Annotated in this window: 25 protein-coding genes; 14 read left to right on the top strand and 11 right to left on the bottom strand. The window is 61.8% G+C overall.

What is annotated here, in order from left to right; genetic code table 11:
* The first annotated feature begins 47 nt into the window (after positions 1-47).
* The 6 genes from AC1RRC_RS16190 to AC1RRC_RS16165 all read left to right on the top strand — a co-directional run bounded on the left by AC1RRC_RS16190 (position 48) and on the right by AC1RRC_RS16165 (position 7818).
* Positions 48-839: a substrate-binding periplasmic protein gene (locus AC1RRC_RS16190; RefSeq protein ID WP_493056543.1), complete on the top strand. Its 792-nt coding sequence runs from the start codon at positions 48-50 to the stop codon at positions 837-839.
* Positions 839-4402, top strand: a complete 3564-nt coding sequence (locus AC1RRC_RS16185; protein WP_493056542.1) for a response regulator — start codon at positions 839-841, stop codon at positions 4400-4402. The genes AC1RRC_RS16190 and AC1RRC_RS16185 overlap by 1 nt, the downstream gene beginning before the upstream one ends.
* Positions 4399-5523, top strand: coding sequence for a response regulator (locus AC1RRC_RS16180; RefSeq protein WP_493056541.1), 1125 nt, complete (start codon positions 4399-4401; stop codon positions 5521-5523). Before AC1RRC_RS16185 ends, AC1RRC_RS16180 begins: the two co-directional genes overlap by 4 nt.
* Positions 5524-5583: 60 nt before the next feature.
* The gene (locus tag AC1RRC_RS16175; RefSeq protein ID WP_493056540.1) at positions 5584-6408 is read left to right on the top strand and encodes a hypothetical protein; all 825 of its coding nucleotides are present in this window, start codon (positions 5584-5586) and stop codon (positions 6406-6408) included.
* A 105-nt stretch (positions 6409-6513) separates the two neighbouring features.
* Positions 6514-7284 (top strand): GNAT family N-acetyltransferase, encoded by a 771-nt coding sequence (locus AC1RRC_RS16170; RefSeq protein ID WP_493056539.1) that lies wholly within the window; start codon positions 6514-6516, stop codon positions 7282-7284.
* Between the two features lie 63 nt (positions 7285-7347).
* Positions 7348-7818 (top strand): molybdopterin-binding protein, encoded by a 471-nt coding sequence (locus AC1RRC_RS16165; protein WP_493056538.1) that lies wholly within the window; start codon positions 7348-7350, stop codon positions 7816-7818.
* A gap of 152 nt (positions 7819-7970) precedes the next feature.
* On the opposite strand, the gene AC1RRC_RS16160 is transcribed toward AC1RRC_RS16165, so the two are convergent.
* The 6 genes from AC1RRC_RS16160 to AC1RRC_RS16135 all read right to left on the bottom strand — a co-directional run bounded on the left by AC1RRC_RS16160 (position 7971) and on the right by AC1RRC_RS16135 (position 12456).
* Positions 7971-8258 carry a hypothetical protein gene (locus tag AC1RRC_RS16160; RefSeq protein ID WP_493056921.1) on the bottom strand — a complete coding sequence of 96 codons (288 nt, stop codon included), beginning with the start codon at positions 8256-8258 and terminating at the stop codon, positions 7971-7973.
* 173 nt (positions 8259-8431) lie between these two features.
* Entirely contained in the window at positions 8432-9118 is a 687-nt protein-coding gene (locus AC1RRC_RS16155; RefSeq protein ID WP_493056537.1) for an ABC transporter ATP-binding protein, read from the bottom strand.
* A gap of 8 nt (positions 9119-9126) precedes the next feature.
* A complete protein-coding gene (gene phnE / locus AC1RRC_RS16150) occupies positions 9127-9915 on the bottom strand; it encodes a phosphonate ABC transporter, permease protein PhnE (protein ID WP_493056536.1) in 789 nt (262 codons plus the stop codon).
* Positions 9912-10763: a PhnE/PtxC family ABC transporter permease gene (locus tag AC1RRC_RS16145; RefSeq protein WP_493056535.1), complete on the bottom strand. Its 852-nt coding sequence runs from the start codon at positions 10761-10763 to the stop codon at positions 9912-9914. The genes phnE and AC1RRC_RS16145 overlap by 4 nt, the downstream gene beginning before the upstream one ends.
* Positions 10764-10767: 4 nt before the next feature.
* Positions 10768-11589 (bottom strand): phosphonate ABC transporter ATP-binding protein, encoded by an 822-nt coding sequence (locus AC1RRC_RS16140; RefSeq protein WP_493056534.1) that lies wholly within the window; start codon positions 11587-11589, stop codon positions 10768-10770.
* The gene (locus tag AC1RRC_RS16135; RefSeq protein ID WP_493056533.1) at positions 11590-12456 is read right to left on the bottom strand and encodes a putative selenate ABC transporter substrate-binding protein; all 867 of its coding nucleotides are present in this window, start codon (positions 12454-12456) and stop codon (positions 11590-11592) included.
* A gap of 148 nt (positions 12457-12604) precedes the next feature.
* Here AC1RRC_RS16135 and egtD point away from each other — a divergent pair, with 148 nt between their 5' ends.
* A complete protein-coding gene (gene egtD, locus AC1RRC_RS16130) occupies positions 12605-13609 on the top strand; it encodes an L-histidine N(alpha)-methyltransferase (RefSeq protein ID WP_493056532.1) in 1005 nt (334 codons plus the stop codon).
* Positions 13606-14766, top strand: coding sequence for an ergothioneine biosynthesis protein EgtB (gene egtB / locus AC1RRC_RS16125; protein WP_493056531.1), 1161 nt, complete (start codon positions 13606-13608; stop codon positions 14764-14766). The genes egtD and egtB overlap by 4 nt, the downstream gene beginning before the upstream one ends.
* A gap of 13 nt (positions 14767-14779) precedes the next feature.
* On the opposite strand, the gene AC1RRC_RS16120 is transcribed toward egtB, so the two are convergent.
* Entirely contained in the window at positions 14780-15400 is a 621-nt protein-coding gene (locus AC1RRC_RS16120; RefSeq protein ID WP_493056530.1) for a TetR/AcrR family transcriptional regulator, read from the bottom strand.
* A 107-nt stretch (positions 15401-15507) separates the two neighbouring features.
* Here AC1RRC_RS16120 and AC1RRC_RS16115 point away from each other — a divergent pair, with 107 nt between their 5' ends.
* A complete protein-coding gene (locus AC1RRC_RS16115) occupies positions 15508-16758 on the top strand; it encodes an NADH:flavin oxidoreductase/NADH oxidase family protein (protein ID WP_493056529.1) in 1251 nt (416 codons plus the stop codon).
* 57 nt (positions 16759-16815) lie between these two features.
* Here the strand turns inward: AC1RRC_RS16115 and leuA are convergent, their stop codons facing one another.
* The 3 genes from leuA to AC1RRC_RS16100 all read right to left on the bottom strand — a co-directional run bounded on the left by leuA (position 16816) and on the right by AC1RRC_RS16100 (position 20895).
* Complete coding sequence (leuA, locus tag AC1RRC_RS16110) at positions 16816-18513, bottom strand: 2-isopropylmalate synthase (protein ID WP_493056528.1); 1698 nt, start codon at positions 18511-18513, stop codon at positions 16816-16818.
* A gap of 444 nt (positions 18514-18957) precedes the next feature.
* Complete coding sequence (locus tag AC1RRC_RS16105) at positions 18958-19953, bottom strand: alpha/beta fold hydrolase (protein WP_493056527.1); 996 nt, start codon at positions 19951-19953, stop codon at positions 18958-18960.
* 201 nt (positions 19954-20154) lie between these two features.
* On the bottom strand, positions 20155-20895 hold the full coding sequence (locus tag AC1RRC_RS16100; RefSeq protein WP_493056526.1) for a hypothetical protein: 741 nt from the start codon (positions 20893-20895) through the stop codon (positions 20155-20157).
* A 453-nt stretch (positions 20896-21348) separates the two neighbouring features.
* Between AC1RRC_RS16100 and AC1RRC_RS16095 the strand changes: the two genes are divergently transcribed.
* Positions 21349-21816 carry a hypothetical protein gene (locus tag AC1RRC_RS16095; protein WP_493056525.1) on the top strand — a complete coding sequence of 156 codons (468 nt, stop codon included), beginning with the start codon at positions 21349-21351 and terminating at the stop codon, positions 21814-21816.
* A gap of 391 nt (positions 21817-22207) precedes the next feature.
* Here the strand turns inward: AC1RRC_RS16095 and AC1RRC_RS16090 are convergent, their stop codons facing one another.
* Positions 22208-22363 carry a hypothetical protein gene (locus tag AC1RRC_RS16090; RefSeq protein WP_493056524.1) on the bottom strand — a complete coding sequence of 52 codons (156 nt, stop codon included), beginning with the start codon at positions 22361-22363 and terminating at the stop codon, positions 22208-22210.
* Between the two features lie 324 nt (positions 22364-22687).
* On the opposite strand from AC1RRC_RS16090, the gene AC1RRC_RS16085 reads away from it, so the two are divergent.
* The 4 genes from AC1RRC_RS16085 to AC1RRC_RS16070 all read left to right on the top strand — a co-directional run bounded on the left by AC1RRC_RS16085 (position 22688) and on the right by AC1RRC_RS16070 (position 25343).
* Positions 22688-23032 carry a hypothetical protein gene (locus AC1RRC_RS16085; RefSeq protein ID WP_493056523.1) on the top strand — a complete coding sequence of 115 codons (345 nt, stop codon included), beginning with the start codon at positions 22688-22690 and terminating at the stop codon, positions 23030-23032.
* A gap of 472 nt (positions 23033-23504) precedes the next feature.
* Positions 23505-23849 carry a hypothetical protein gene (locus tag AC1RRC_RS16080; RefSeq protein WP_493056522.1) on the top strand — a complete coding sequence of 115 codons (345 nt, stop codon included), beginning with the start codon at positions 23505-23507 and terminating at the stop codon, positions 23847-23849.
* Between the two features lie 527 nt (positions 23850-24376).
* The gene (locus AC1RRC_RS16075) at positions 24377-24772 is read left to right on the top strand and encodes an ankyrin repeat domain-containing protein (RefSeq protein ID WP_493056521.1); all 396 of its coding nucleotides are present in this window, start codon (positions 24377-24379) and stop codon (positions 24770-24772) included.
* A 67-nt stretch (positions 24773-24839) separates the two neighbouring features.
* Complete coding sequence (locus AC1RRC_RS16070) at positions 24840-25343, top strand: hypothetical protein (RefSeq protein WP_493056520.1); 504 nt, start codon at positions 24840-24842, stop codon at positions 25341-25343.
* Positions 25344-25495: the final 152 nt, after the last annotated feature.

Genomic DNA, 25495 nt, shown 5'->3' with positions numbered 1-25495 from the left:
ATTTGATTACAATAGGAAACTTGTAAGACACTGGAGATCATTCCATCATGACCTGCTTTCGCGCCTGTAAGTGTGCTGCCTCCGCAGCGCTGGCGATGGCGGCATGGATGCTGCCAGGCAGTGCCGCGGCGCAGGAAACCGTGACCCTGTGTTTCGAGCGCCAGGATGTCAAACCCTGGCGCACCCAGCAGGGCGGCGGCTTGAATTTCGAGTTGCTCAAGCTGGTCGGCCAGCGCCTCAATATCCAGTTTGATTTCCAGAGCGTGCCATGGAAGCGCTGCCTGCAGCAATTGCAGGCCAACGCCTATGACGGCGCCTTTGCCGTCAGCTACAAGCCGGACCGGCGCGAGCTGGGCGTGTTCCCGGGCGGCGGCGCGATCGACAACAGCAAGCGCATGCACGTCGACAGTTATGTGCTGTTGAAGCGCAAGGGCAGCAAAGTCGAATGGGATGGCAAAGCCCTGCGCCATGTCGAGGGCCCGGTGGGGTTCCAGCTTGGCTATTCGGTCGGCGACGTCTTGAAAAAGCTGGAGGTGGAAACCGATGAGGGCAGCCAGCGCGCCGACGAACTGGCGCGCAAGCTGATTGCGGGCCGCCTGGGCGCGGCCGCATTGGGCGGTTCCGACGCCAGCAACGTGATGCACGGCGCGCTTGGCGCGCAGCTGGAAATGCTGCCGTTGCCGCTGATTGAAAAACCGTATTTCCTGATCCTGTCGCATGGCATGGTGGCCCGGCGCCCGGAGCTGGCGCAGCGCATCTGGGCCGCGATGGAGCAGGCGCGCAACAGCCCGGCCTATAAAAAGCTCGAGCGCGCCGCCCAAGACGAGGCGGGCCGCTGATGGCCGCGCCGCCGCGTCGGGGATTGCTGCAGGCATGGCGCGAAGACATCCTGCTGCGCCTGGCCGTCGGCATCTTCGTGGCGGTGGCGCTGTCGACCGCGATTTACACCACCTACGCGGCGCGCACCCTGCGCGCGGAAGCGGAACACCAGCTCAAGGAGCGGGCCGACCGCCTGGCCACGGTGCTGGCGCAGGCGCTGGCGCGGCCGCTGTTCGACATCAATAACGCGGCGGTGTCGAGCGCGGTCGATGCGATGCAGGCCTCGAGCGAAGTCATGATGCTGCGCGTGCAATCGCCGTCCGGCGAAGAACTGGCCAGCTACGCGGTGGAAAACATCGACCCGGCCGCCACGGTCCGGGTGCGGCGCGACATCCGCTACCAGGATGGCCGCAAGACGTACCCGGTCGGCACCCTGGACCTGGCGTTTTCCCGCCATGAAGTGGACACGCTGCTGCGGCGCCAGATCAGCCACACGGTGACGGCGATCTTGCTGCTGGCGCTGGCCATTGTGGTGTCGATTTTCCTGGTGGGGCGCAAAGTCATCCGGCCGTTTGCCGATATCCAGGACGCGCTGGAAAAACTGACCTGGGGCGAAGTCGATATCGAACTGTCCGGCAAGGGGCGTTCCGACCAGGTTGGCAAACTGTCCGATGCCGTCTACAGCTTCCGCGACACCCTGACGCGCCTGCGCCAGGTGGAATTCGAATTGCGCGAATTGAACAGCGACCTGGAACGCAAGATCGCCGAGCGCACGGCGGAAGTCACGCAAGTGGCGCAGGTGGCGCGTGAAAGCCAGAAAAAACTGCAAGCCATCGTCGATACCGCGCTGGACGCCGTGGTGCGGATGGACATGCAAGGCCGCATCGTCGGCTGGAACAGCCAGGCTGAAACCATTTTCGGCTGGCGCCGCGAAGAAGCGCTCGGCATGCCGCTGGACAGCACCATCATCCCGCCACGCTACCGGCTGGACCACCGCAAGGGCATGCAGCGCTATATCAGCACAGGCAAGGGCGCGGTGCTGGACCGCAGGGTGGAATTGCACGCGTTGCACAAGGATGGCCGCGAATTCCCGATCGACCTGGCGATTACCCGCATCCGGCTCGATGACCAGGAAGCGTACGAGTTTTGCGGCTTCATCCGCGATATCAGCGAACGGCGCGAGCGCGAACAAAAACTGGTGCAAGCCAATGTGATGGCGGAAGCGGCCAATATTGCCAAGTCGGAGTTCCTGGCCAATATGAGTCATGAAATCCGCACGCCGATGAGCGCGATCATCGGCATGGCGTACCTGGCCCTGCGCACCGGCCTGAACCCGAAGCAGCACGATTACGTCAGCAAGATCCACCGCGCGGCGCTGTCGCTGCTGGGCATCATCAATGACATCCTGGACTTTTCGAAAATCGAAGCCGGCCGTCTCGACCTGGAGCAGGTGCCATTCTTCCTCGACGACGTGCTGGCCAATGTCGCCAGCGTGACCAGCCAGCGCGCGGCTGACAAGCAGCTGGAATACCTGTTCCACGTGCCGCCGTCGATTCCACGCCACCTGGTGGGCGATCCTTTGCGGCTGGGGCAGGTGCTGATCAACCTGGTCAACAACGCTGTCAAATTCACGCCGAACGGCGAGCTGGAGCTGGCATGTACGCGCCTGCCGGACCGCAACCCCGGCAATCAGCCCGGCAAGGTCATGCTGCGTTTTTCCGTGCGCGATACCGGCATCGGCATGACGGAAGACCAGGTGGCGCGCCTCTTCCGCGCTTTTTCCCAGGCGAATGGCTCGACCACGCGCCAATATGGCGGCACCGGGCTGGGCTTGTCGATTTCCCAGCGGCTGGTGCAATTGATGGGTGGCCTGATCCGCGTGGACAGCCGGCCGGAACACGGTTCCACCTTCCAATTCGACCTGGAGTTCGCCTTGTCCGGCTTGCCGGAACATGCGCCGGTGATGCCGGAAGCGCTGAACGGCGCCCGCCTGCTGCTGGTCGATGACAGCCCGATGGCGCTTGATATCCTGACCGAATCGCTGCAACCGCTGCCGGTGCGGGTCGATACCGCCAGCAGCGGCGCGCAGGCGCTGGCCGCCATCACGCAAGCCGACGCGGCGGGCGACCCGTACCGGATTGTGCTGACGGACTGGCAAATGCCGGGCATGGATGGCATCGCGCTGGCCAGTAAAGTCAAGGACGATGGCGCCCTGGCGGTGCGCCCGGCGATCGTGCTGGTGACCGCGTTCGGGCGCGAAGAAGTGCAGCGCGGCGCGGAGACGGCCGGCATCACCGGCTTCCTGTTCAAGCCGATCGGCCAGTCGGCGCTGGTCGATACCCTGGTGGCGCTGGTGGCGCCGCAGCGTTCCAGCGCGGGGAGCCTGCGCATTGCCGATGAAGCCATGCCGGGCCAGCGCTTCGCTGCGCGCGTGCTGCTGGTGGAAGATAATTCCGTCAATCAGGAAATCGCCTCGGAATTGATGGCGACCCTGGGGATTTGCGTCGATGTGGCGGAAAACGGCCAGCTGGCGCTGGAACGCTTGCGCCAGGCGGGACCGGATGCCTACAGCCTGGTGCTGATGGACCTGGAAATGCCGGAAATGGATGGCCACGAGGCGACGCGCCAGCTGCGCCTCGACAGTGAATTCGATGCGCTGCCGGTGATCGCCATGACGGCGCACGTCCTGTCCGATATCCGCGAACGCTGCCTGGCCGAAGGCATGCAGGATTACCTGACCAAGCCGATCGAGCCCGAGCGCCTGTATGCCATGTTGTCGCGCTGGCTGGTGCATGCGACACTGCCTCAGCCGGGCCGGGAAATGCCGCGCACGGCGGTGTTGCGCACGGTGTCATATGGCGATGCCGACGTGCGGATCGACGGCATCGACAGCGAGCGGGGCTTGCGCCACGTGGCGGGCAATACGCAACTGTATGTGCAGCTGCTGGACCGCTTCCGCCTGATGCAGCGCAGTGCGGCGGACGAGATCGACGCGGCGCTGGCGCAGGGTGACCTGGTGCTGGCCGGGCGCTGCGCCCACACCTTGCGTGGCGTGGCCGGCGGTGTGGGCGCGACAGCCGTGGAACAGGCGGCGCAAGTGGTGGAACTGGCGCTGGACCGCATGCAGCGGCAGGTGCGCGACGGCATGCCGCTGGACTGCCTTGGCGGCGAAGCGCCCGGTGAGCCGGCCTGCGGCGCGGAACAGGACGCGCTGGCGCCGCTGCACGTGCAGGCGCCATCCGCGCCGGGGCCGGCGGCGCCGTTGTTTGCCCCGCTGGCGGGGCTGCGCAGCGCCCTGGCCACGGTGCTGGCGGCGTTGGATCGCCATTTTGACCATGCGCCGCCGGTGGCGGACGCCAATATGCTGGACGTGGCCCCGGCCGAAGCGCTGGCGCAGTTGCGCGTCTTGCTGGCCGAATATTCCGGCGACAGCACCGATTACTTTGACAGCGTGCGCCAGCCATTGGCCACGCTGTTGCCCGCCGCCGACATCGAGCGGCTGGCGGCCCACATGAACAATTATGAATTTGAAGCGGCCAGCCGATTGCTGGCCGCCGTCAGCAAAGAGGCAGAGCCACTATGATTATGCGAAACAACAACCACGGCCCCCGCCAAACGATCCTGATCGTGGACGATACGCCGGACAACATCACCTTGCTCTCGAGCCTGCTCAAGGAAAAATACAATACCAAGGTGGCCACCAACGGCGCCACCGCGCTGCAGATTGTTGCGGGCGGCGGCGTTGACCTGGTGCTGCTGGATGTGATGATGCCGGACATGGATGGCTATGAAACCTGCCGCCGCCTGAAGGAGAATCCGCTGACGGCCGATGTGCCGGTGATTTTCCTGACCGCGAAAAGCCAGCCGGAAGATGAGGCGATGGGCTTGCGCCTGGGCGCCGTCGATTACCTGACCAAGCCGATCAGCCCACCGATTTTATTTGCCCGCGTGGCCACGCATTTGTCGCTGAAAAATGCGCGCACGCAGCTCAAGACGGAAAACCGCAACCTGGAAACGCTGGTGCAGGAGCGCACCGGGCAACTGTCGCTGATGCAGGACGCCACCATCATGGCGATGGCGACCATGGCGGAAACACGCGACTGCGAGACCGGCAACCATATCCGCCGCACGCAAAATTACATCGCCGCCCTGGCCAGGCATTTGCAGTCGCATCCGCGTTTTGCCGCCGAACTCACGGATGACAATATCAAGCTGCTGTACAAATCCGCGCCGCTGCACGACATTGGCAAGGTTGGCATTCCCGATCATATCTTGCTGAAGCCGGGCAAGCTCGATTCGGAAGAATTTGAAATCATGAAACGGCACGCGGAATTCGGCCGCGACACCATCCGCCAGGTCGAGCAATACGTGGGCGGCAGCAATGGCTTCCTGACGTATGCGCGGGAAATTGCCCACTCGCACCAGGAAAAATGGGATGGTTCCGGTTATCCGGACCAGTTGAAGGGCGAGGCGATCCCGCTGTCGGCGCGCCTGATGGCCGTGGCCGATGTCTACGATGCCCTGATTTCCAAACGCGTGTACAAGCCGCCCTTCACCCATGCCGATGCGGTGGCCGTCATGAGGGATGGACGGGGCAAGCATTTCGATCCGGACATTCTCGATGCGTTCCTGGAAATTGAAGGGGAGTTCGCGAAGATTGCCTTGGAATATGGGGATGCCGACAAGGATTGCGGACTGGATTGAGCGTTTTGGTAGTGAATAGTATATACTGTTTATATTATTCAATCATTCCAGGAGTCCAGCATGAACAAACCAGCCACCAGCGAGGCCACGGCCCCGGCAACCGCTTCCGCCGCCGACGACACCACCAAGGTGCCAGCCGCCACGGTGGCCGAGGCGCCGGCCAAGGCCGCCAAGCCTGCATCGCGCGCTTCCGCCAAGCCTGCCAAGGCCGTGAAAGCTGTCGAAGTGAAAGCGGAGCCAGTCAAGGCTGCCAAAGCCGCCAAAGCCGTGGGCGCGGTTAAACCCGTCAAGGCGGCGGAAGCCAAGCCGGCCAAAGTAGCGAATGCGGCGAATGCGGTGAAGGTGGCGGCAAAGGCCCCAGCTAAAGCACCAGCCAAAGCACCGGCAAAAGCCCCGGCCAAAACCGCCGTCAAAGCAGCGCCGGCGGCGCCGGCCGCGAAAGCCGTCAAAGCCGTCAAAGCCGCCGCGCCAGCGGCCAAGCCAGCCGCCAAGGCCGATACCAAGGTCGAAGCCAAGGCCGCCAAGCCGGTCAAGGCAGCCAAACCGGCAAAAGACGCCAAACCAGCGAAAACCGCCAAAGCAGCCGCAAAGCCAACCGCAAAGCCAGCCGTGAAGCCGGCGCCGAAAGCGGCGGCGAAATCTGCCGATGCGCCAGCCAAGGCCGCCAAGGAAAAACTGGTGCGCGACAGCTTCACGATGCCGGAAGATGAATACGCGCAACTGAGCGCCGTGAAGAAAGCCGCGCTGAAAGCCGGCTTTGAAATCAAGAAAAGCGAATTGCTGCGCGTCGGCGTGTCGCTGATCAGCAAGCTGGACATGGCCGCCCTGAAAGCCGTGCTGGCATCGTTGCCGCAACTGAAAACGGGCCGTCCGAAGAAAGGTTGATGCATCCGGCCAGTGTTGTTATGTAATCAAAATGACACTGGTTTGTCATTTTCCTGAAGCAATCCGTCGCTACGCTTGCCTTGTCTCAACCAACAAGGAACAAGCATGCAACAGCAACCGCAACTGTTACACGCACAGGCCGACCTGCGCACCACCCAGGGCAAGCTGGCCCTCAGCATGGCCAGCACGCCCGAGGAATTGCGCGAAGTGCAGCGCCTGCGCTACAAGGTGTTCATTGAGACCATGGGCCTGAGCGCGCTGAAGCGCGAAGACGGCCTCGATTGCGACGAATTCGACGAACACTGCGATCACTTGATCGTTCGTGACAGCAACTCCCTGGAAGTGGTGGGCACATACCGCCTGCTGAGCGCCGCGCGCGCCCACAAGCTGGGCCGTATGTATTCGGAAGGCGAATTCGACTTGTCGCGCCTGAACGTGATCCGCTCCCGCATCGTGGAAGCGGGGCGCGCCTGCATCCACCCTGACTACCGGGGCGGCAGCGTGATCATGCTGCTGTGGTCCGGCCTGGCGGAATACATGCGCCGTGAACGGTGCGACTTCCTGGCCGGCTGCGCCAGTATCAGCCTGGCCGACGGCGGCCACAATGCGGTGGCGGTGTATCACCAGCTGGTCAACCGTCACCTGGCGCCTTCGGAATACCGCGTCACGCCGCACCTGCCTTTCCCGTACACCAAACTGGACCCGGCACAACATGCGCAAGTGCCCGCGCTGCTGAAGGGGTACATGCGTTCCGGCGCGTGGATTTGCGGCGAGCCGGCCTGGGATCCTGATTTCGAAAGCGCCGACCTGTTCCTGCTGATGCCGCTGGCGAACCTGGATGCACGCTACGCCAGGCATTACGGCGTGGCATCTTAATTTGAGGATGCCCGGCCTGAAGGCCCGGCACCCGTTGTTGAATCACAGGGAGGCTTTGTGGGCATGATGGAAGCACTGAGGCTGCGCTGCGCAGTCCTCAGCGTGGCGGCAAGCCACACGGTGCGCGATGGCGCAGGGGATTTGCTGGCTGCGCGCGCCAGGACGGCCGGCCATGAAGTGGTGCGCCGCGACTGCCTGGCCGATGATGCCGCCAGCATGCGCCGCGTGCTGGCGGAATGCCTGGCCGATCCCGGCATCCAGGTGGTGCTGGCGGCTGGCGGCGCCGGGTTCGCGCGCCGCAATACCATGTTCGAGGTGGCCACCGGCTTGCTGGAACAGGAAGTGCGCGGCTTCGGCAGTTTGCTGCATAACCTGTTTTTTGCGGAAGTCGGCACGTCGCTGGTCAACCAGCGCGCACTGGCGGGCTATGCGAATAAAACGCTGGTCTTTTGTTTGCCGGGGGCGACCGGGGCCTGCGCGCTGGCCTGGGACAAGATCATTGCGCCGCAACTGGTAACGCCGGTGTTTGGTTGATTCGACGAATACGACGGACATGCGCCTTCAAGCCGCGAAGTGCGGGGTTGAAGGCGGTTCGGCAGGGATCGGGGCGAAGGAGAAAGTCGAACAGCGGGGTTTGGGCTGTTGCTGGCGCCGGGTTTGCCGGCGCTGCTTGTCGCTGGCGCGTATCAGTGCATCGATGCGGAAGACAGGTCTTTCAATTCACGGATACTGATATCCGATTTTTCATGCATGCGCAGCAGGATGGTCGCGCCGACAGCGAGTTTCCGGTGCCGGATTTTACTGATGATGGGAGGCTGAACTTCCAGGACGCGGCACAGCTCCGCGTCATTTTTCAGGTTCAACTTTTCTATCAGCGTATCGAGCAACTTGTTGGGTACAAAACTGGACGGTTCCATGGCCCTGGCTCGATTCATGGCCTCGATCAATTCCAGTTTCTTTTGCCGCACGCTCATTTTTTCCTCCTTGTAGTCAATAACGTGGATAGGTCGGCGTCCCTGGCTTGTGTCATACCGCCATGATGGCGTTTTCAACAACATGGCGAATCGACTCTGCTATTAATAACCAAGCAAGTTGTATGTATGATACTGCAACAGAAAATAAATGGAACGTTTTAACAAAAAAATTATTATTTTTCTTGTGCAATAGGATTGACGGTTTTTGCAACTTGTAGTCCCGACCTCGTCAGTATCAGAGTGCGGTCCGCCATTTCCGCCGCGGCATGCGAGTGCGTGACCATGATCGTGCAGGCGCCACTGGCTTTAATTTCGTTGCGTAACAACATCAATATGCTGTGCGCGGTCTCCGGATCGAGGTTGCCGGTCGGCTCGTCGGCCAGTACCAGGCCGGGGCGGTGCACCAGCGCGCGGGCAATCGCCACCCGCTGCAACTGGCCGCCCGACAACTGGTGCGGATAATCGTCGGCCCGTCCGCGCAAGCCCACGGCGTCCAGCATTTCATTGGCGCGGTGCCGGCTCATGCCGTTCAACAGCAGTGGCAGGGCCACGTTCTGGTGCAAGGTCAGGTGCGGCAGCACGTGGAACGCCTGAAAAATAAAGCCCATTTTCTGGCGCCGCAGCCGCGTGGCGGCATCGTCGTCCAGTGCCGACATGGCGGCGCCATCGAGCATGATCGGCGGGACGCTGGTGGCGTCCGGCTGGTCCAGGCCGGCGATCAGGTTGAGCAGGGTGGACTTGCCGACCCCGGATTCGCCCATGATGGCGACAAATTCGCCCGCCTTGAATTCCCAGTTCAAATTGGCCAGCACCGGGTGGCCCGGTGTGTAGGTCTTGGACAGGTTGTTCAGAACAAGCATTCGTATCCTCAGTTGGTGAGCCAGCGCCGGGTGGCAAAACTGGCGGCATCGACCAGCGCCACCAGCGCCAGCATGGCGATGATCACGGTGGCCGCCGGCGGCATCTGGAACAGCGACAAATGGTATTTCAGCATTTGTCCCAGCCCGCCGGCGCCCACCACGCCCAGCACGGCGGCCGCGCGGATATTGTTTTCCCAGCGGTACAGTGTGTACGACAGCATCTGCGGCAACGTTTGCGGCAAGGTCGCATACAGGAACGCCGCCAGCGCCGGCGCGCCATTGGTGCGCAGGCTGTGTTCCGCATGCAGCGGCGCGTTTTCCAGCGCATCGGCAAACAGGCGGCCCAGCACGCCGGCGGTGTGCGCCGCCAGCGCCAGGGTGCCGGCAAACGGACCCAGCCCGGCGGCAATCAGCAAGATCGACGCCCACACCAGTTCCGGAATCGAGCGTAGCACATTGAGCAGCACGCGCACCACGGCGCGCAGCGGCAGCCCCAGCCGTCCCGCGCCGGGGATCGCCAGCAGCAAGCCGGCCGCCACCGCCAGCAGGGTGCCGACCGCCGACATGGCCAGCGTTTCCAGCGCGCCGTTGGCGGTTTTCAGCAGGAACGGCGTAGCGAGCTCTGGCGGCGTGAAGCCGCCCAGGAATTCCGCCATCGATGCCAGCGCGCCCGGCGTGGCAAATTCCGCCCACTTCAATTCCAGGCTGATAAAGCTGGCCGCCACCAGCGCCGCCAGCAGCAGCGCCATCAGCCAGCCGGTCCAGCTGCGGGGCGGGGCGGGGGGCATCATGCTCATGCCAGCCTCCGGCGCAGCCACTTCGAGACCTGGTCGGCCGCCGCCACCAGGCCCACGAACACCAGCAGCATGGTGCTGACTTCGCCGCCGGCCAGCATTTTCATGGATTCCTCCATGCGCTGTCCCAGCCCGCCCGCGCCGACAAAGCCCATGATGACGGACCCGCGGATCGCGCATTCCCAGCGGTACACGGTATACGACACCAGTTCCGACGCCGCATCCGGCAGCGCGCCATACAGCAGGGCGGTGAGCCGTCCCGCGCCATTGGCCAGCAGGGTATCGGCGGCATGGGTTTCCGACGATTCCAGGATTTCCGCGTAGACCTTGCCCAGCATGCCGCAATAGGTCAGGGCAATGGCCAGTACGCCGGCGGTCGGGCCCAGTCCCACCACCCGCACCAGCAGCAGCGCCCACACCAGTTCCGGTACGGAGCGCAACAGCACCAGCAGCCAGCGCACCGCCTGGCGGATCGCATACGACAGCGGCGCCATGCGGCCGGTACCGATGCGCGACAGCGACAGGCGTTCTGTCACCAGCAAGGTGGCGGGAATCGCGCCCAGCAGCGCCAGCGACAGGCCGGCCGTGGCAATCGCCACCGTCTTCCACGTTTCGCGCGCCACCATGGCGAGGAATTCGGCATCGTGCGCCGGCGGGAAAAACGTCGCCAGGAATTGCCAGGCCGCGCCCAGGCTTTGCGCATCGAACAAGATCCACGGCTGGAATTCGCTGGCCACCAGCATCGGCCACAGCATGAGAGCGAGCAGCGCGATGGCCAGTATGCGTCCGCGCGTGGCGGGGTCGGGATGGCGGTCGCTGTAAGCGACGGCGGGGATGTTCAGCAACTTCATGCGGTTACAGGCACGCGCCGCCCGCCAGGGGAGTGGGCGCTTCGGACGCATGCGGAGAATTCGCGGGCGGCATTTCACCCAGGTACAGCTCCGCGATCATGGCGTCGGTGACGGCCTCGCGCGGCAGGTCGAAGACGATGCGCCCCTGCTTGAGCGCGACAATGCGGGGGAAGTGCGCCAGCGCCAGGTCGACCTGGTGCAGGCTGCACACCAGCGCCGCCTGGCGGCTGGCCGCTTCCTGCTGCAAGGTGGCCAGGGTCAGTTGCGACAGCGCGGGGTCCAGCGCCGACAGCGGTTCGTCCACCAGCAGCACTTGCGCATCGGACAGCAGCATGCGCGCCAGCGCGCAGCGCTGCCGTTCGCCGCCGGACAGGCGGTCGACGCGGCTATACAGCTTGTCGCCCAGGTTGAAGCGGGCCAGTGCGCGGAACGCCGCTTCCGGATCGGCCGGTTTGAACAGCGACGCGGCCGCGCGCCACAGGCTCCATTGCGGCAGCCGCGCCGCCAGCACGGCGGTCACCACGCGCTGGCGCGCCGGCAAGGGCGGCGTTTGCGGCGCGAGGAACAGGCGCGCACGCAGCTGGTGGCGGGCACGGTTGTCCAGCGCCCACGGGTCGGCGCCAAAGGCGCTGAACGCGCCGGCGCCGGGCCGGTGATTACACGCCAGTGTCGCCAGCAACGTGGTTTTGCCGGCGCCGGACGGGCCGATCACGGCCACCTGCTCACCTGCCGCGATATGCAGGTCGATGTTCTCCAGCGCCGGCGCGCGGCCGGCGGCGGCGTGCCGCACCGTCAGGCCGCGCAATGCATACAAGGGGTTCGGCATTTACTTCTTCAGCAGCCCCGCATTGATGGCCGCCGCTTCGATGGCGCCATAGTTTTCCGCTTTGGTTGGCAGGAATTTCGAGGCGCGCTGCAAGTCCAGGATTTCCTTGTCTTGCGGGTTCTTCGCATCGAGCGCCAGGAACGCATCGGCGATTTTTTTCTTCAGCGCGGCCGGCATGTCGGCGCGCACGGTCCAGTTGTAATCGTAGTAGCCCGGCGTGGTGTAAAACACGCGCACGGTGGCGGGATCGACTTTTTTCTCTTCGACCTGCTTTTCCCAGACCGAGATATTCAGGGCGCCCGCATCGACCTTGCCGCCGGCCACCGCGGCTATGGTGGCGTCATGGGCGCCGGAAAACGCGATGCGTTTGAGGTCGGTGTCCGGATTGATTTTCGCGGCCAGCAGGAACGAGCGCGGCATCAGGTGGCCGGACGTCGAGCTTTCCGAACCGAACGACAGCGTGCGCCCCTTCAAGTCGGAGAGCTGGTTGATGTCCTTGTGCGTGGTGATGAACACCGAGCGGAATTTTTCATCCTCGGCGCGCTGCACCAGCGGCACCACCTGGCCCTTGCTGCGCTCCTTGGCCTGCACGAACGTGAAGCCGCCGAACCATACCATGTCCAGCTTGCCGGCCACCAGGCCTTCCACCGACGCCGCGTAATCCGTGACCGGCGTGAATTCCACCTTCATCGCCAGTTTCTTTTCCAGGTATTCGCCCAGCGGCTTGAACTTGCGCTGCAACTCCGTCGGCTTTTCATCCGGGATCGCGGAGACCCGCAAGACTTGCTGGGCCGGCGCGTGGGCGGCGGCCAACAGCAGGGAAGCGGCAAACAGCGACTGGACCGTGCGCAGGGCGGAAATTTTCATCGGGGGATCCTTGTTTTTCTAGGGGAGGGGGTGGCCGCACGAATGTTGCATATACGGCTACGTCATTTTTATATTCGGCTATGATATCAAAACCATGCATCGGCAGCGGCCCGCCGGTGGCGCCCATCAACGTCACAAAGAGCACACTATGCATATGTCCCGTACCGCGGCGATCCGCGTGATTCCGCCTGATGTTTCCAGCCGTCCCGTTGGCATTCCCCATGGCAGCGGCGCCACCATTGCAGAAATCAGTGCGGGGCTGCTGGCCCAGCGCGCCGCGATCTCGCCCAAGTACCTTTATGACAGCCTGGGGTCGCGCCTGTTTGAAGCCATCTGTGAATTGCCCGAATATTACCCGACCCGCACCGAAGCGGCGATCTTTGAACGCCATGGCGCCGATATCGCCCGTGCCGTCGGCGCCGGTTGTACCTTGATCGACCTGGGGGCTGGCAATTGCGCCAAGGCGGCCAGCCTGTTCCCGCTGCTGCGCCCGGCGCAATATGTGCCGATCGACATTTCGCGTGACTTCCTCAACGACGCCGTGCTGCGGCTGCGGCAACGTTTTCCCGCGATCGACATGACGGCGCTGGCGCTGGATTTTTCGCGCGCCTTTGCCTTGCCGGACACGGTGCGCCAGGCTGGCCGCGTGTTCTTTTATCCCGGTTCCTCGATCGGCAATTTCGCGCCGCATGAAGCGGTTGCCTTCCTGCGCCGCCTGCGCGCCAGCAGCGCGGGGGAGTGCAGCCTGCTGATCGGCGTCGACCTCGTCAAGGACAGTGCCACGCTCGACGCGGCCTACGATGATGCGATCGGCGTCACGGCGGCCTTCAATCTGAACATGCTGCGGCATGTGAATTACCTGATCGGCTCGGATTTCGACGTGGCGCAGTGGCAGCACCGCGCTTTCTTCAATGCGGAAGAAGGGCGCATTGAAATGCACCTGGAAGCGCGCGAAGCGCTGGAAGCGACCTGGCCGGACGGCGAGCGGCACTTTGCCCGGGGCGAACGGATCCACACGGAAGACAGCTATAAATACACGCCGCGCACCTTTGTCGAACTATTGCGCGAAGCGGGGTTTGCCGCGACCCGTACCTGGACCGACGAGGCGGGCTGGTTCGCGGTCGTGCATGCGCGCGCGATGGGGCTGGCATGACCTTGCTCGAGCAATACCGGGCGGTGCGGCGCCACACCGCGGCGCTGGCGCAACCGTTGTCGGATGAGGATTGCTGCGCGCAGTCGATGCCGGACGCGAGTCCCGTCAAATGGCACCTGGCGCACACCACGTGGTTTTTTGAAACCTTCATCCTGGAGCGCTGCGAAGCCGGCTTCCAGCCCTTTCACCCGGCCTTCCGCGTGCTGTTCAATTCCTATTACAACGGCGTCGGGGACAAGCATCCGCGTCCGCAACGCGGCTTGCTGACGCGGCCTTCGATGGCGGAAGTGCGCGCCTACCGTCATGACGTGGACGCGCGCATGGCGGGCCTGATCGAGCGCGCCGACGCGGCGCTGGCAAGCCTGGTGGCACTGGGCTTGCAGCATGAACAGCAGCACCAGGAATTGATCGTCACGGACATGAAGCATTTGCTGGCGCAAAATCCGCTGCAGCCGGCCTATGCGGGCGGCGCCGCCGCGCCGGCGCCGGTTGCCGGTCCGCTGGAATGGCTGGCCTTCAATGGCGGCGTTGCCGAGTTCGGCCATGCCGGCGACGGCTTTTGCTTCGACAATGAATTGCCGCGCCACCGCGCCTATCTCGCGCCGTATGAGCTGGCGTCACGGCTGGTGACCAATGGCGAATACCTGGCGTTTATCGAAGCGGGCGGCTATGCCGATCCATCGCTGTGGCTGGCGGAAGGGTGGGATCGGGTGCGTGCGGAAGGCTGGGCGCATCCCTTGTACTGGCGGCGCGGTGATGACGGGCAGTGGAGTGACTTCACCTTGCACGGCCGCCAGGCACTGGATCCGCACGCGCCGGTCACGCACATTTCCCTGTATGAAGCCGACGCGTATGCGCACTGGTGCGGCGCACGCCTGCCGACCGAGGCGGAATGGGAGCTGGCGGCGGCGTTGCCCGGATTGCGACAGATGTTTGGCGCGTGCTGGCAGTGGACTTCCAGCAGCTACGCGCCGTATCCGGGTTTTAAGCCGGCCGCCGGCGCGATCGGGGAGTACAACGGCAAGTTCATGGTGAACCAGTACGTGTTGCGCGGTTCATCGTCGGCGACGCCGGATGGGCACGCGCGCGCCAGCTACCGGAATTTCTTTCCGGCGCACGCACGGTGGCAACTGATGGGGATCCGGTTGGCGCGCTGAGCCAACCAGTGTTCTACGCGTTTGAGTGCCGGGCGTCGTTGATCGCCGCCTGCAATAACAACGCGACTTCCTCGCCCACATCGTCCAGCGCCTGCAAGTTCAATGCCGCGCGGCACAGCGCCACCGCGCCTTCCATCGCCGACAGCACCAGCGTCGCCAGCCGCTGCGCACGCGCCGCGTCCACGCCGGCGCGCGCCAGTTCCGCCGCAATGATGCCCTGCCAGTCCACAAAGGCCTGGTGCGCCGCGTCCAGCAATTGCTGCTGGGTGCCGGCGTCCGGCGCCTCTTTTGCATCGTCGGTATACCGTTCCACCGCCACCACCAGCACCGGGCAGCCCGCCTCAAAGCAGGTGTCCTGCAGCGCAGCGCCGCGCAGCCGGAAGGCGGCGCGCACGCCCTCCACGGCGCCATGGGCGCGCAGCAGCTGGTCCAGGATGGCGCTGATGTCTTGCTGCGCCAGTTGCACGGCGGCGCCGATCAGTTGCGCTTTGCCGCCCGGGAAGTGATAGCCGATCGAGCCGCGCGGCGTGCCCGTATGGCGCACCACTTCGCGCAGGCTGGTGCCATGCATGCCGCGCCGGCTCAGCAATTCCACCGCGCCGGCCACCATTTTGTCTCGGGTTCCTGAAGTCATGAGACGAATATTATGACATTTGGCATAAACGTGTCTATAATTCCGATTATGACGTTTGTCATAATTTCAGAACATTGCAACGAATGCCAACTTTTTCGGGAATCGACATGAACCACACCGTATCCGCCCGCGCCGGCGCGCCGTTCACCCTGGCCAATGGCGCTGTACTGAAAAACCGCCTGGCCAAGGCCGCCATGAGTGAACAACTGGCCGATGGCCGGCAAGACCCGACTGCCAGGCTGGAGCGCCTGTACCGTGTGTGGGCGGAAAACGACATCGGTTTGCTCATCAGCGGCAATATCATGATTGACCGCGAACACCTGGGCGAAGCGAAGAATGTCGTGCTGGACGACCGCAGCGACCTGGCGGCATTCCGCCGCTGGACTGAAGCCGGCCGTTCCCATGGCACGCATTTCTGGGCGCAACTGAACCATCCAGGCAAGCAAACGCCGAAATTCCTCACCAAGGAACCGGTGGCGCCGTCCGCGATTGCACTGGGCGGCGGCCTGGAACAGACGTTCAACACGCCGCGTGCCCTGAATGAAGCGGAAATCACGGTCCTCATCAGCAAATTTGCCCGCAGCGCATTGCTGGCCAAGGAAGCGGGTTTTACGGGCGTGCAAATCCACGCCGCACACGGCTACCTGGTCAGCCAGTTCCTGTCGCCGCTGCATAACCAGCGCACCGACCGCTGGGGCGGCTCGCTGGAAAACCGGCTGCGCTTTGTGGTGGAAATCTACCGCGCCACCCGCGCCCTGGTCGGCGCGGCGTTCCCGATCGGGGTCAAGCTCAATTCCGCCGATTTCCAGAAGGGCGGTTTCAGCGAAGACGAATCCATGGAAGTGGCGCAGGCGCTGGGGCGCGAGGGCATCGACATGGTGGAAATTTCAGGCGGCACCTATGAAAACCCGGCCATGGTGGGGGCTGCATCGCAGCCGTCCGGCAAGGCCTCGACACAGCAGCGCGAAGCCTATTTCCTGGCCTATGCGGAAAAAGTGCGCAAATTGGTCGCGACGCCGCTGATGGTGACGGGCGGCTTCCGTTCTTCGGCCGGCGTGGAAGCCGCGCTGGCCGGTGGCGCCACCGATGTCATCGGCCTGGCGCGCCCGCTGGCGGTGGAACCGGCGATGGCGTCGCACCTGATCAACGATCCCGGCTACCGCATCGACATGGCCATGCCGACCACCGGCAGCAAGCTGGTGGACCACATGACGTTCCTGGCGATCACCTGGTATGAGCACCAACTGGCGCGCATCGGCGATGGCAAGCGGCCGCTGCCTAACATGAATGCGTGGCGCAGTGTGTTGTCCACGCTGTGGGCGCTGGGTGCGATGGCGTTTGCCAAGCGGCGCGCGTGATGTAAAAAAAGCCGCGCTGCGCCTTCGCGCAGGGCGGCCTTTATGCTTTCGTACAGATTATGCGGTAGCGGTTGCGTTACTTGCCGACACCGATTCCAGCGACTTCAACTGGCGGTTCACCGCGCTCAGCACCGCCTTGAACGACGCCGTCACGATGTTGCTGTCGATGCCCGCGCCAAACAGGGTCGGGCCATTGTCCAGGCGCAGTTCCACGTAGCACGCGGCTTTCGCATTGGCGCCGGAACCGATCGAATGCTCGTGGTAATCCATCAATTTGATGTCCAGGCCCAGTGCATCGACAAACGCATCGATCGGACCATTGCCGCCACCCTGCAAGGCCATCGAGGCGCCACGGTGGGTCAGGGCGATATCGATCTGCACGGTTTCATCGCTGCTGGTGTCTTCCACCAGCTTATGGGCGTTGTACGCGTACGGCGAAGTCTGCGCCAGGTATTCGTCTTCAAACACCTTGTAAATGCCTTCGGCCGTGATTTCCAGGCCGGTCTGGTCGGTGACGGCCTGCACCGCGCGCGAGAATTCAATTTGCAGGCGGCGCGGCAATACCAGGCCGTAATCCTGTTCCAGCAAGTACGCCATGCCGCCTTTGCCCGACTGGCTGTTGACGCGGATCACCGCGTCATAGCTGCGGCCCAGGTCTTGCGGGTCGATCGGCAAGTACGGGATTTCCCAATGCGCGTCCGGCTGCTGCTTGGCGAAGCCTTTCTTGATCGCGTCCTGGTGCGAACCGGAAAACGCGGTGAAGACCAGGTCGCCGACGTACGGGTGGCGCGGGTGGACCGGCAACTGGTTGCATTCCTCCACCAGCTTGCGCACCGAATCAATGTCGGAAAAGTCCAGGCCCGGGTGCACACCTTGGGTGTACAAATTCAGCGCGAGGGTCACCAGGTCGACGTTGCCGGTACGTTCGCCATTGCCGAACAGGCAGCCTTCGACGCGGTCCGCGCCAGCCATCACGGCCAGTTCGGCGGATGCCACGGCGGTGCCGCGGTCATTGTGCGGGTGGACGGAAATGATCAGCGCGTCGCGGCGCTCGAGGTTGCGGCTCATCCATTCGATCTGGTCCGCATACACGTTCGGCGTGCTGCATTCCACGGTCGATGGCAAGTTGAAGATCATCTTGTTTTCCGGCGTCGGCTGCCACACGGCGGACACGGCGTCGCAAATCTGCTTGGAAAAGTCCAGTTCCGTGGTGGAGAACGATTCCGGCGAATATTCAAAGCCCCACTGGGTTTGCGGATGCTGCGCCACCAGGTCTTTCACCAGTTGGGTGCCGGTGGTGGCGATGTTGACGATTTCTTCGCGGGACATGTTGAACACGACCTTGCGGAACACCGGCGCCACCGAGTTATACAAGTGGACGATCGCGCGCTTCGCGCCGGCCGCCGCTTCCACGGTACGGCGGATCAATTCGTCGCGCGATTGCGTCAACACGATGATGGTGACGTCGTCCGGAATACGGTTTTCCTCAATCAGCTTGCGCACAAAATCAAAATCGGTTTGCGAAGCGGAAGGGAAGCCGACTTCGATTTCCTTCAGGCCGATCTTGACCAGCATATCGAAGAAGCGCAATTTCTTTTCCGGGCTCATCGGCTCGATCAACGCCTGGTTGCCGTCGCGCAGGTCGGTGCTCATCCAGATCGGCGGCTTGCTGATGACGGCGTTCGGCCAGGTACGGTCAGCCAATTGGACGGGTGGGAAGGCGCGGTATTTCGCTGCTGGGTTTTGCAACATCATGGGGTACTCCTGGGTCTCTAGAATGGGGAAAGCCTGGTCGGCATAACGATGTGGCGCGAAGGGCTGGCGGCCTGCCACGGGGTTCGTGGGCCGTCAACCGGTCGGTAGCATTAGCAGCAGCACTGCGCGTGGCGCGGACATGCTGCGTGGCGTGGTAATAGCCTTGGTGGACATCGTTGCAAACTTTCCTGTTTGAGGACTTCGCGCGGCTTATGGCCGGCGCAGGGTACGACTGGGACGCGGGACCGAACTGTAAATCAGGCGCGTGCTGGTAGACGCGGCGTCAGCGATAGGGCGCTGGATGCCGGTAGCAGGAAAGTGGATAGGTGCAGATGCGTAAACATGGCCTCAAATGTACGGGAACCTATTTACGGTTGTCAAGCAAATTATATTAGGCGGGGTGGCCGGGAAGTGCGTGAAACTGCCAAATCCCGGCGCGGCTGCTTATTTCACCATGTCCAGCACCTGCATCACCGCCTCCACCACCGCCTGCGGTTTCGACAGGTGGATCGCATGCTCCGCTCCCTCGGCTACGCGGTTGCTGCCCCGTTTCGACAGCGCGGCCACTTCATCTTGCATGGCCTTGTTTTCCGCTTCGATCGCCTTGTTGGTCTCGCTGGGCGGCTGGCCCGGCACCAGGTAGGGGCTGACTCCCCGCGTCAGCGAGACCAGCGGCAACTCACCAAAGGATTTGCGGGCTGTGCGCAATTGCTGCGCGCTGGTGGTGAAGATGTTTTCCGCTTCCGAGACATTGGCGCGCCAGAACGACGGCTTGCGTTTCAGGGCGGCGGCGGCCGCCGCCAGTTTCGGGGCAAACGGTTCATCGGAACCCAGTACGCACTGCTGTTCCAACTCCGACCCCGGCGTAAAACCTTTTTCCGCCGCGGCCAGGCAGGCGCGGTCCATATCGACGATGCCGGCAAAGCCCTGGCTCATGCCGCCCTTGGTCAGCTTGTCCAGGCGCGTCAGTTCATCTTCATGCTGGGCGTCGAGCAGCACCAGGCCGGCCACGTCGGCTTTCGGGCGCAGCGCGAATTGCTGGATCACCATCGCGCCGTAGGAATTGCCGACCAGGACATAGGGGCCGGGCACGCGGCCGTTTTTCAGCAGGAAGTGCAAGTCCTTGGCGGCGTTGGCGGCTGTGGCAGGGCGGGTAATCGGATCGGAAAAGCCCATGCCGGCGCGGTCGTAGATGCAGGCACGGGTGCGCTTGGCGACTTCCGGCTGCACCTGGAACCAGTCCCAGCCCGCGCGGCCGCTGCCCGCTTCGAACACCACAGTGGGCGAACCGCTGCCCAGGCAAAACAGGTTCAACCGGCGTCCGCCCACGTCGACCATCACCTGGGCGCGGGCGTAAGCATCTTGCGTCAGGGTTTCCGCGGCACCCGCGCCGGTGGACAGGGCGAGCAGGGCGGCGGTGGCGGCGGGCAGCAATTTCATAAATGGGGCGCGTGATCGTGGCAAAGACGGCCATTGTCTCCGCTAGTTGCTTACTTGTAAATAATGTAGGGCGGTTTCCGCGTTAGCGGAAGCCGCCGTGCATGCAAATACCACCGGCATCCGCGACACCGGCCTGCACGCCCGGCCATTTGCACTGCCAAGTAACGCGGCGTTACGAAGCTCATTGCGGATTGTCGGGAGTCATTCCGCGACGCTTTTTCGCACTGTTCTTGCGGCCTTGCGCTGACGCCTGCTGCGATTTTTGCTGGAATGGGAAGCGTCCGGCGCAGGAGGTGCTTGTCGGCCGGGTTCATCGCGTGCCTGGACCGGATCGGTGGGGGCAGTTTCGTCTTCGGGGAAGTCGCGAAGCAACTGGAAAAGGGGAATGACCTCGTATTGCATCGGGGCCTTTTCAGTGTAGCGTTGCTGGTGCGGCCCGATCGGGACAGCCGGTTTTGCCTCCGGTTCGCCTGATTCCGCCGGCTGATCCGGCTCGAACAGCCGCGCCGTCAAGGTCCGCCGCACGGCGCGGCATTCGTCGGCGCGCACCCAGTCCTTAAAACCTGGAAAACGCAGCCAGACCGCCTTCCACGCGTTGCGGTTGCCACTGCCTTGCAGGTTGGCGAAGGCCGATGGCGACAGGCTGAATTTGCCATACTTGATCTCGGCTCCTTCCACTGCGGCGTAGTAAGATTGACGCCCGAAGCTGGCGCGCAGTACGGTACCCTCCGGCAGAAAGACTTGTTTCCATTGGTAGCCGTTGGCCACGTCGACCTCCGGCGTTCGATCCTGCGCCTGCGCCTGCTGCGGCTGCATCGCAGCGGCAAGCACATCGCAAATCGCCCCCTCGATTTCAATCCCACTCCAGAACAGGCCGGTGTGCTTGCTGAATGCCATGAGCAAATCCGTGGGCATGTGAATATTGCGGTGAATGTAGGACATGGTGGTCTCCTCCCCAAAAACCGATTTCGCTATCGATTGCTACCCAATATGAAGCCGCGCGGCTTCGCTATAACGGTTACTAAAACTTGGACCGGCGTCGCAGGATTAAGTTCCCGCCAAGATGAAAGATCGGGAGGGAGTCAGAAAGCGGCCGGTATTAGCGGATCGCGCGAATTAGTAAGATCGAAAAAATCGGGGAGGTACCTGCCGCGTCCAATCGACGTCGATCTGTTCTGTGCGGATGCGGCAGTGCATCGTGCGAATCAAGGCGCGGACTTGCTTCAGCAGTTTGGGTTGCTCTGGCTGGCATGATGTTTTTGCTCTTGGCTTGGGAGGTTTTATGCTCATGGGCGGCAGGGAATTGGGCTTGGGGCTTTGCTGAAGGTGTTGGAAACGGGCGTGGTAAAATTTGTTAAAACGTCAATTTGACGGCTACTTAACGTTAAGCGCCACATGGAACTGATCAAGTACTTTGACACTAATGATGGTTCACTGCCTGAGGTCGTCGTGACGTTCGTGGATTCGCTAAGCGTGAGGCACGCATTCGAATTCCTATTTTCTTGCGGAGCTCGTGACGTGACTGCTGGTGGCGGAAAGGTTTGGCAAACGACATCACAAACTGAGAAACCTTTTTGTGGTGCAGGTGATGTCGATCTTGTGATATCCGGCAAAGCGGAACCTTTTCATGTGGTGCTGGGTGAAATCGCATACGGCGGTTGTTCGATACCGGATTTAGGTGTATTCGTTGATCCTACCGGCTTCACGCTCGACTACCGGATGGGGGCTGCTTGGGGATACCCGCAAATTCGGTCTCTGTTTGGCCTTCTACGACAGCTGAAAGCACTAGGTGGAACGATTTCAGTTCCATGGTGGGGCCACGATGGCGAGCGCGTCTTCGCGGTAGCGCTAAGTTGCGCTTAACAAATCATTCCAGCCGACGCCTTGCGGCGCGGCTGAATTTGGCACGATGGGCCCAGCCTTGATCCTGTTAATGAATCACGCGTTGAGCACTTCGCTCCGCTCTTTGGCCGCAGGCTGTTTCGCCAGCGCGGCGAGTGCTGGCGTTTGTGTCGCTGGCGGTGCGACGTCTTGTGGCAAGCGCCGGCTGGTCCGGCATGCTGGCGTCCGTGTGGGCGCTTGCGCGGGTAAGCTTGTGGCCGGTCATTCGCGGCCAGTTCAGGCGCTGTGCCCATCATTTCATTCCAGCGGATCGCCTACGGCGCCCGCTGAATTCCAACGATGGGCCCAGCCTTGATCCTGTTGATGAATCACGCGTCGACCACTTCGCTCCGCTCTCGGGCCGCTGGCTGTTTCACCAGCGCGGCGCGTGCTGGCGTTTGGGCCGCTGGCGGTGCGGCGCCTTGCGGCAAGCGCCAACTGGTCCGGTATGCTGGCGTTCGTGTGGGCGCTTGCGCGGGCAAGCTGGCGGCAGGTCCTTCGCGGCCAGTTCATGCGCTGTGCCCATCATTTTATTCCAGCGGATCGCCTACGGCGCCCGCTGAATTCTCACGATGGGCCCAGCCTTGATCCTGGTAATGAATCACGCGTTGAGCACTTCGCTCCGCTCTTTGGCCCCAGGCTGTTTCGCCAGCGCGGCGAGTGCTGGCGTTTGTGTCGCTGGCGGTGCGACGTCTTGTGGCAAGCGCCGGCTGGTCCGGTATGCTGGTGTCCGTGTGGGCGCTGGCACGGGCAAGCTGGTGGCCGGGAATTCGCGGCCAGTTCGGGCGCTGTGCCCATCATTTCATTCCAGCGGATCGCCTACGGCGCCCGCTGACTTCCAACGTTGGGCGTAATGACACTTTCCGTCTCGGCATGTTTCCGTGATACGACGGGGCAATCACATGATCTGCCGCTTGACTCGGATCTGGCTGGAGTCGAGACTGCGCGTCGCACTTTTTATGGTTCTGCAAGGTCATTGGCACTTGGACTTCGACTCCTGCCAAAGCTGAAGGATCAATCCGAGTTGGTGGTTCAGGGAGTTGATCTTGAGTTATTGAAGACTGAAATTGAAAAACTGAAGACATCCCTTCCGGTTGCTGCAGAAGGGGACTATTGGCGCCTCAGGCTAGACAACATTACAATTGCTGTGAAACTCGCCCAAGCCTATGGCGATTCTGGGGTGGTATGTATCGGATAACGCCCAACCTTTCATTCCAGCGGATCGCCTGCGGCGCCCGCTGAATTCTCACGTTGGCGTGTGGCTTGCCGCTGAACGCGGGCAATTGCTCAAGGCTTGGCGCGGCGCGCTGGTGGCCATTTAGGCGTAGTGGCTTCCGGAAATGTTTTGGCCTGTGGTATCTTTCTGGCAATGATGCTGGTTGGCTTTTTTTGCGCTGGCGAATCCGGCGCAGCGGTCTCGCTTCGCTCGCAGTGGCGTTCCGGCGCTGGCCACTCGGGTTTTCCGGCGTCGCTTCGCTCCTGGTCGCGTCCGTTGTCGGCCTTGGCGGCATTTGCTTCGCGGGCAGCAGTTTGCGTGCGCTTGGTCTGCGGTGTGTCCGCGCCAACTGCGCGCTCCATCGGACTGGCCGGACGCTGCGCCGTCCAAGTTTTAATTTCTCGGCGGCCAGCCGCTGAGCTTTCACGTTAGGCAGCAATAGGAGTTCCACTCTATGGCAGTACGCAATGCGGCAGTCCGAGATTTCCTCGGCACACTTGACTATCTGATGGGGCTCTGCTCATCGGCACAGCAATCGGAAGACTCAACCGAACTGTTAGCCGCAATACAGTACGCCGAACGTGAGCTCGGTCAGGCAAAAGGTTCCCTTGAGCGTATTAACCTTTTCAACGTGGCGGAGTCTTCGTTGAATCAATTTGGAAAACTCGTTGAGGCTGAGAAGCTTTGGGACGCAGATAGATTACTTCTATCGCTTGCAATTATTATCTCTGAGCTTTCCGGAACTAATGATCTGATTCGCCGGCAATTTTCGCGTCCGCCAGCTAAAAATTCAAAGTGAAATTTAATACCGTCCGATGCCCGAAAAACCGCTTATTTTGCACGTAAGGCGACCTAACCTTTTAATCAACCGGACGGCTTACACGCTTCGCGCTCCAGCCGCCGGTTATTGCACACGTTCGGCCTGAGAATGAGACTACGTAAATCTTCGAGTTTGGAATTGACTAATCACGAGATTCGAGGGATTTCCTTTTGGATTCGACTCGCGCTATTCAGTTTCCTGATTAATTGGATGCTTTACGTCTTCGTGTTTGGGATCGTGACAGTGATTGCAGTTCTTGGGATCGGACCGATAGTTAGCCTCCTGAAGCATGGCGTACTCCAGCTAATGCCGTTCACTAGCATGATCGTTGCCGGAAAGGCTGTAGTGTCGAGTTCAGCCGCTATAGCAATTGTAATGACAGCCTGGACATTGATAAGTGAGTTTCGAAGTGGTCAAAAGCCATAGAAGACGGACTATCTCGCCGAACAATTCATTCAACCGGATGCACTGAAGCGCACCGGTTAATTCAATAACGTTAGGCTTGGATGAGTTCGACTCCCGAAATTTGGTACCAGTTTCGAAATGCACTTTTCGCGAAGGACTTTTCGCGGGCGGAGGCCCTGTTGAAGGAACAGCCGTCGTTGTTGCATCTTACGAATGGGATAGGAGAAACTGCCCTTCATTTTCTCGCTGTTGAAAACGACATTGAGGCTGTGGCTTGGCTATGGTCACGCGGGGCCGACCTAAATACCAAGAACGAATTCGGAACGCCTGTTATTTTTGAGGTAGCCTCGTTGGAGTATAAGGACCTGTTCTCGTGGTTCGTGGAGAAGGGCGTTGATTTGCGCGTCGTCGACGAGAACGACCAAGATATCGTTCTTTACCTGCTTGAATGGAAACATGAGTCGATGGCCGAATGGGTGCGCATCAATGGCGCCTAACCTCTTATTCCAGCGGATCGCCTTCGGCGCCCGCTGAACAATCACGTTAAGCATGCAGGAGAAAACCGTGGCATATCCCGATTCTGAAGAAGAGCTCGCCGCGCTGTTTCGGTCGCTAGGTGCACATTCACCTGCGCAGTGGGTTTCGTATCTCGTATCTGATCCTGAGCCTCAACTTTCCAGGTATCTTTTTCTTAAGCAAGCCTGGGAGCGAATCATAGGAGAAGGAGAAGTCGCCTGGATCGACGAAGAAATAGAACGAGCCGACGCTCGACCAACCGAACCATATTCAGGTCTAGGTCTTGCTTTGAAAAGAATGTTGGCCGTTGGCGTATCTCGCGAAGACATCGCTGAGATCGGTCGCTGCCTGCAAGCTCAAACACTGTTTAATATTGGATATCTGCTTGATGGCCCTGCTTATCCGGAGCCTGGACTGGAGCATATTCAGTGGAGCCTGTTTAGGGTCAACGAAGAGGATGCACCTTACGGCGAGCCAATTGCTGGTTTACATGAGTCAGTGCTTGAAACTGATCCGACCGGCCGTGAAATGAGACCGAGATGTCAGGCTTAACCAAGCATTGCAGCCGACGCCTGACGGCGCGGCTGAATTTTCACGTTGGGCTTTCTTACGGTAGCTAATGAATTCAGAATTTTTTACTTATGCGATCTAGACGATCTGCGATTTTTTCTTACCTGTGCGCCATGCTCGCCACTTTGGCGATG

The organism is Pseudoduganella sp. GW821-FHT12E03, assembly GCF_058807115.1.
The sequence above is the reverse complement of the archived record's forward strand: the minus strand, read 5'-3'. Positions and strand labels throughout refer to the sequence as shown.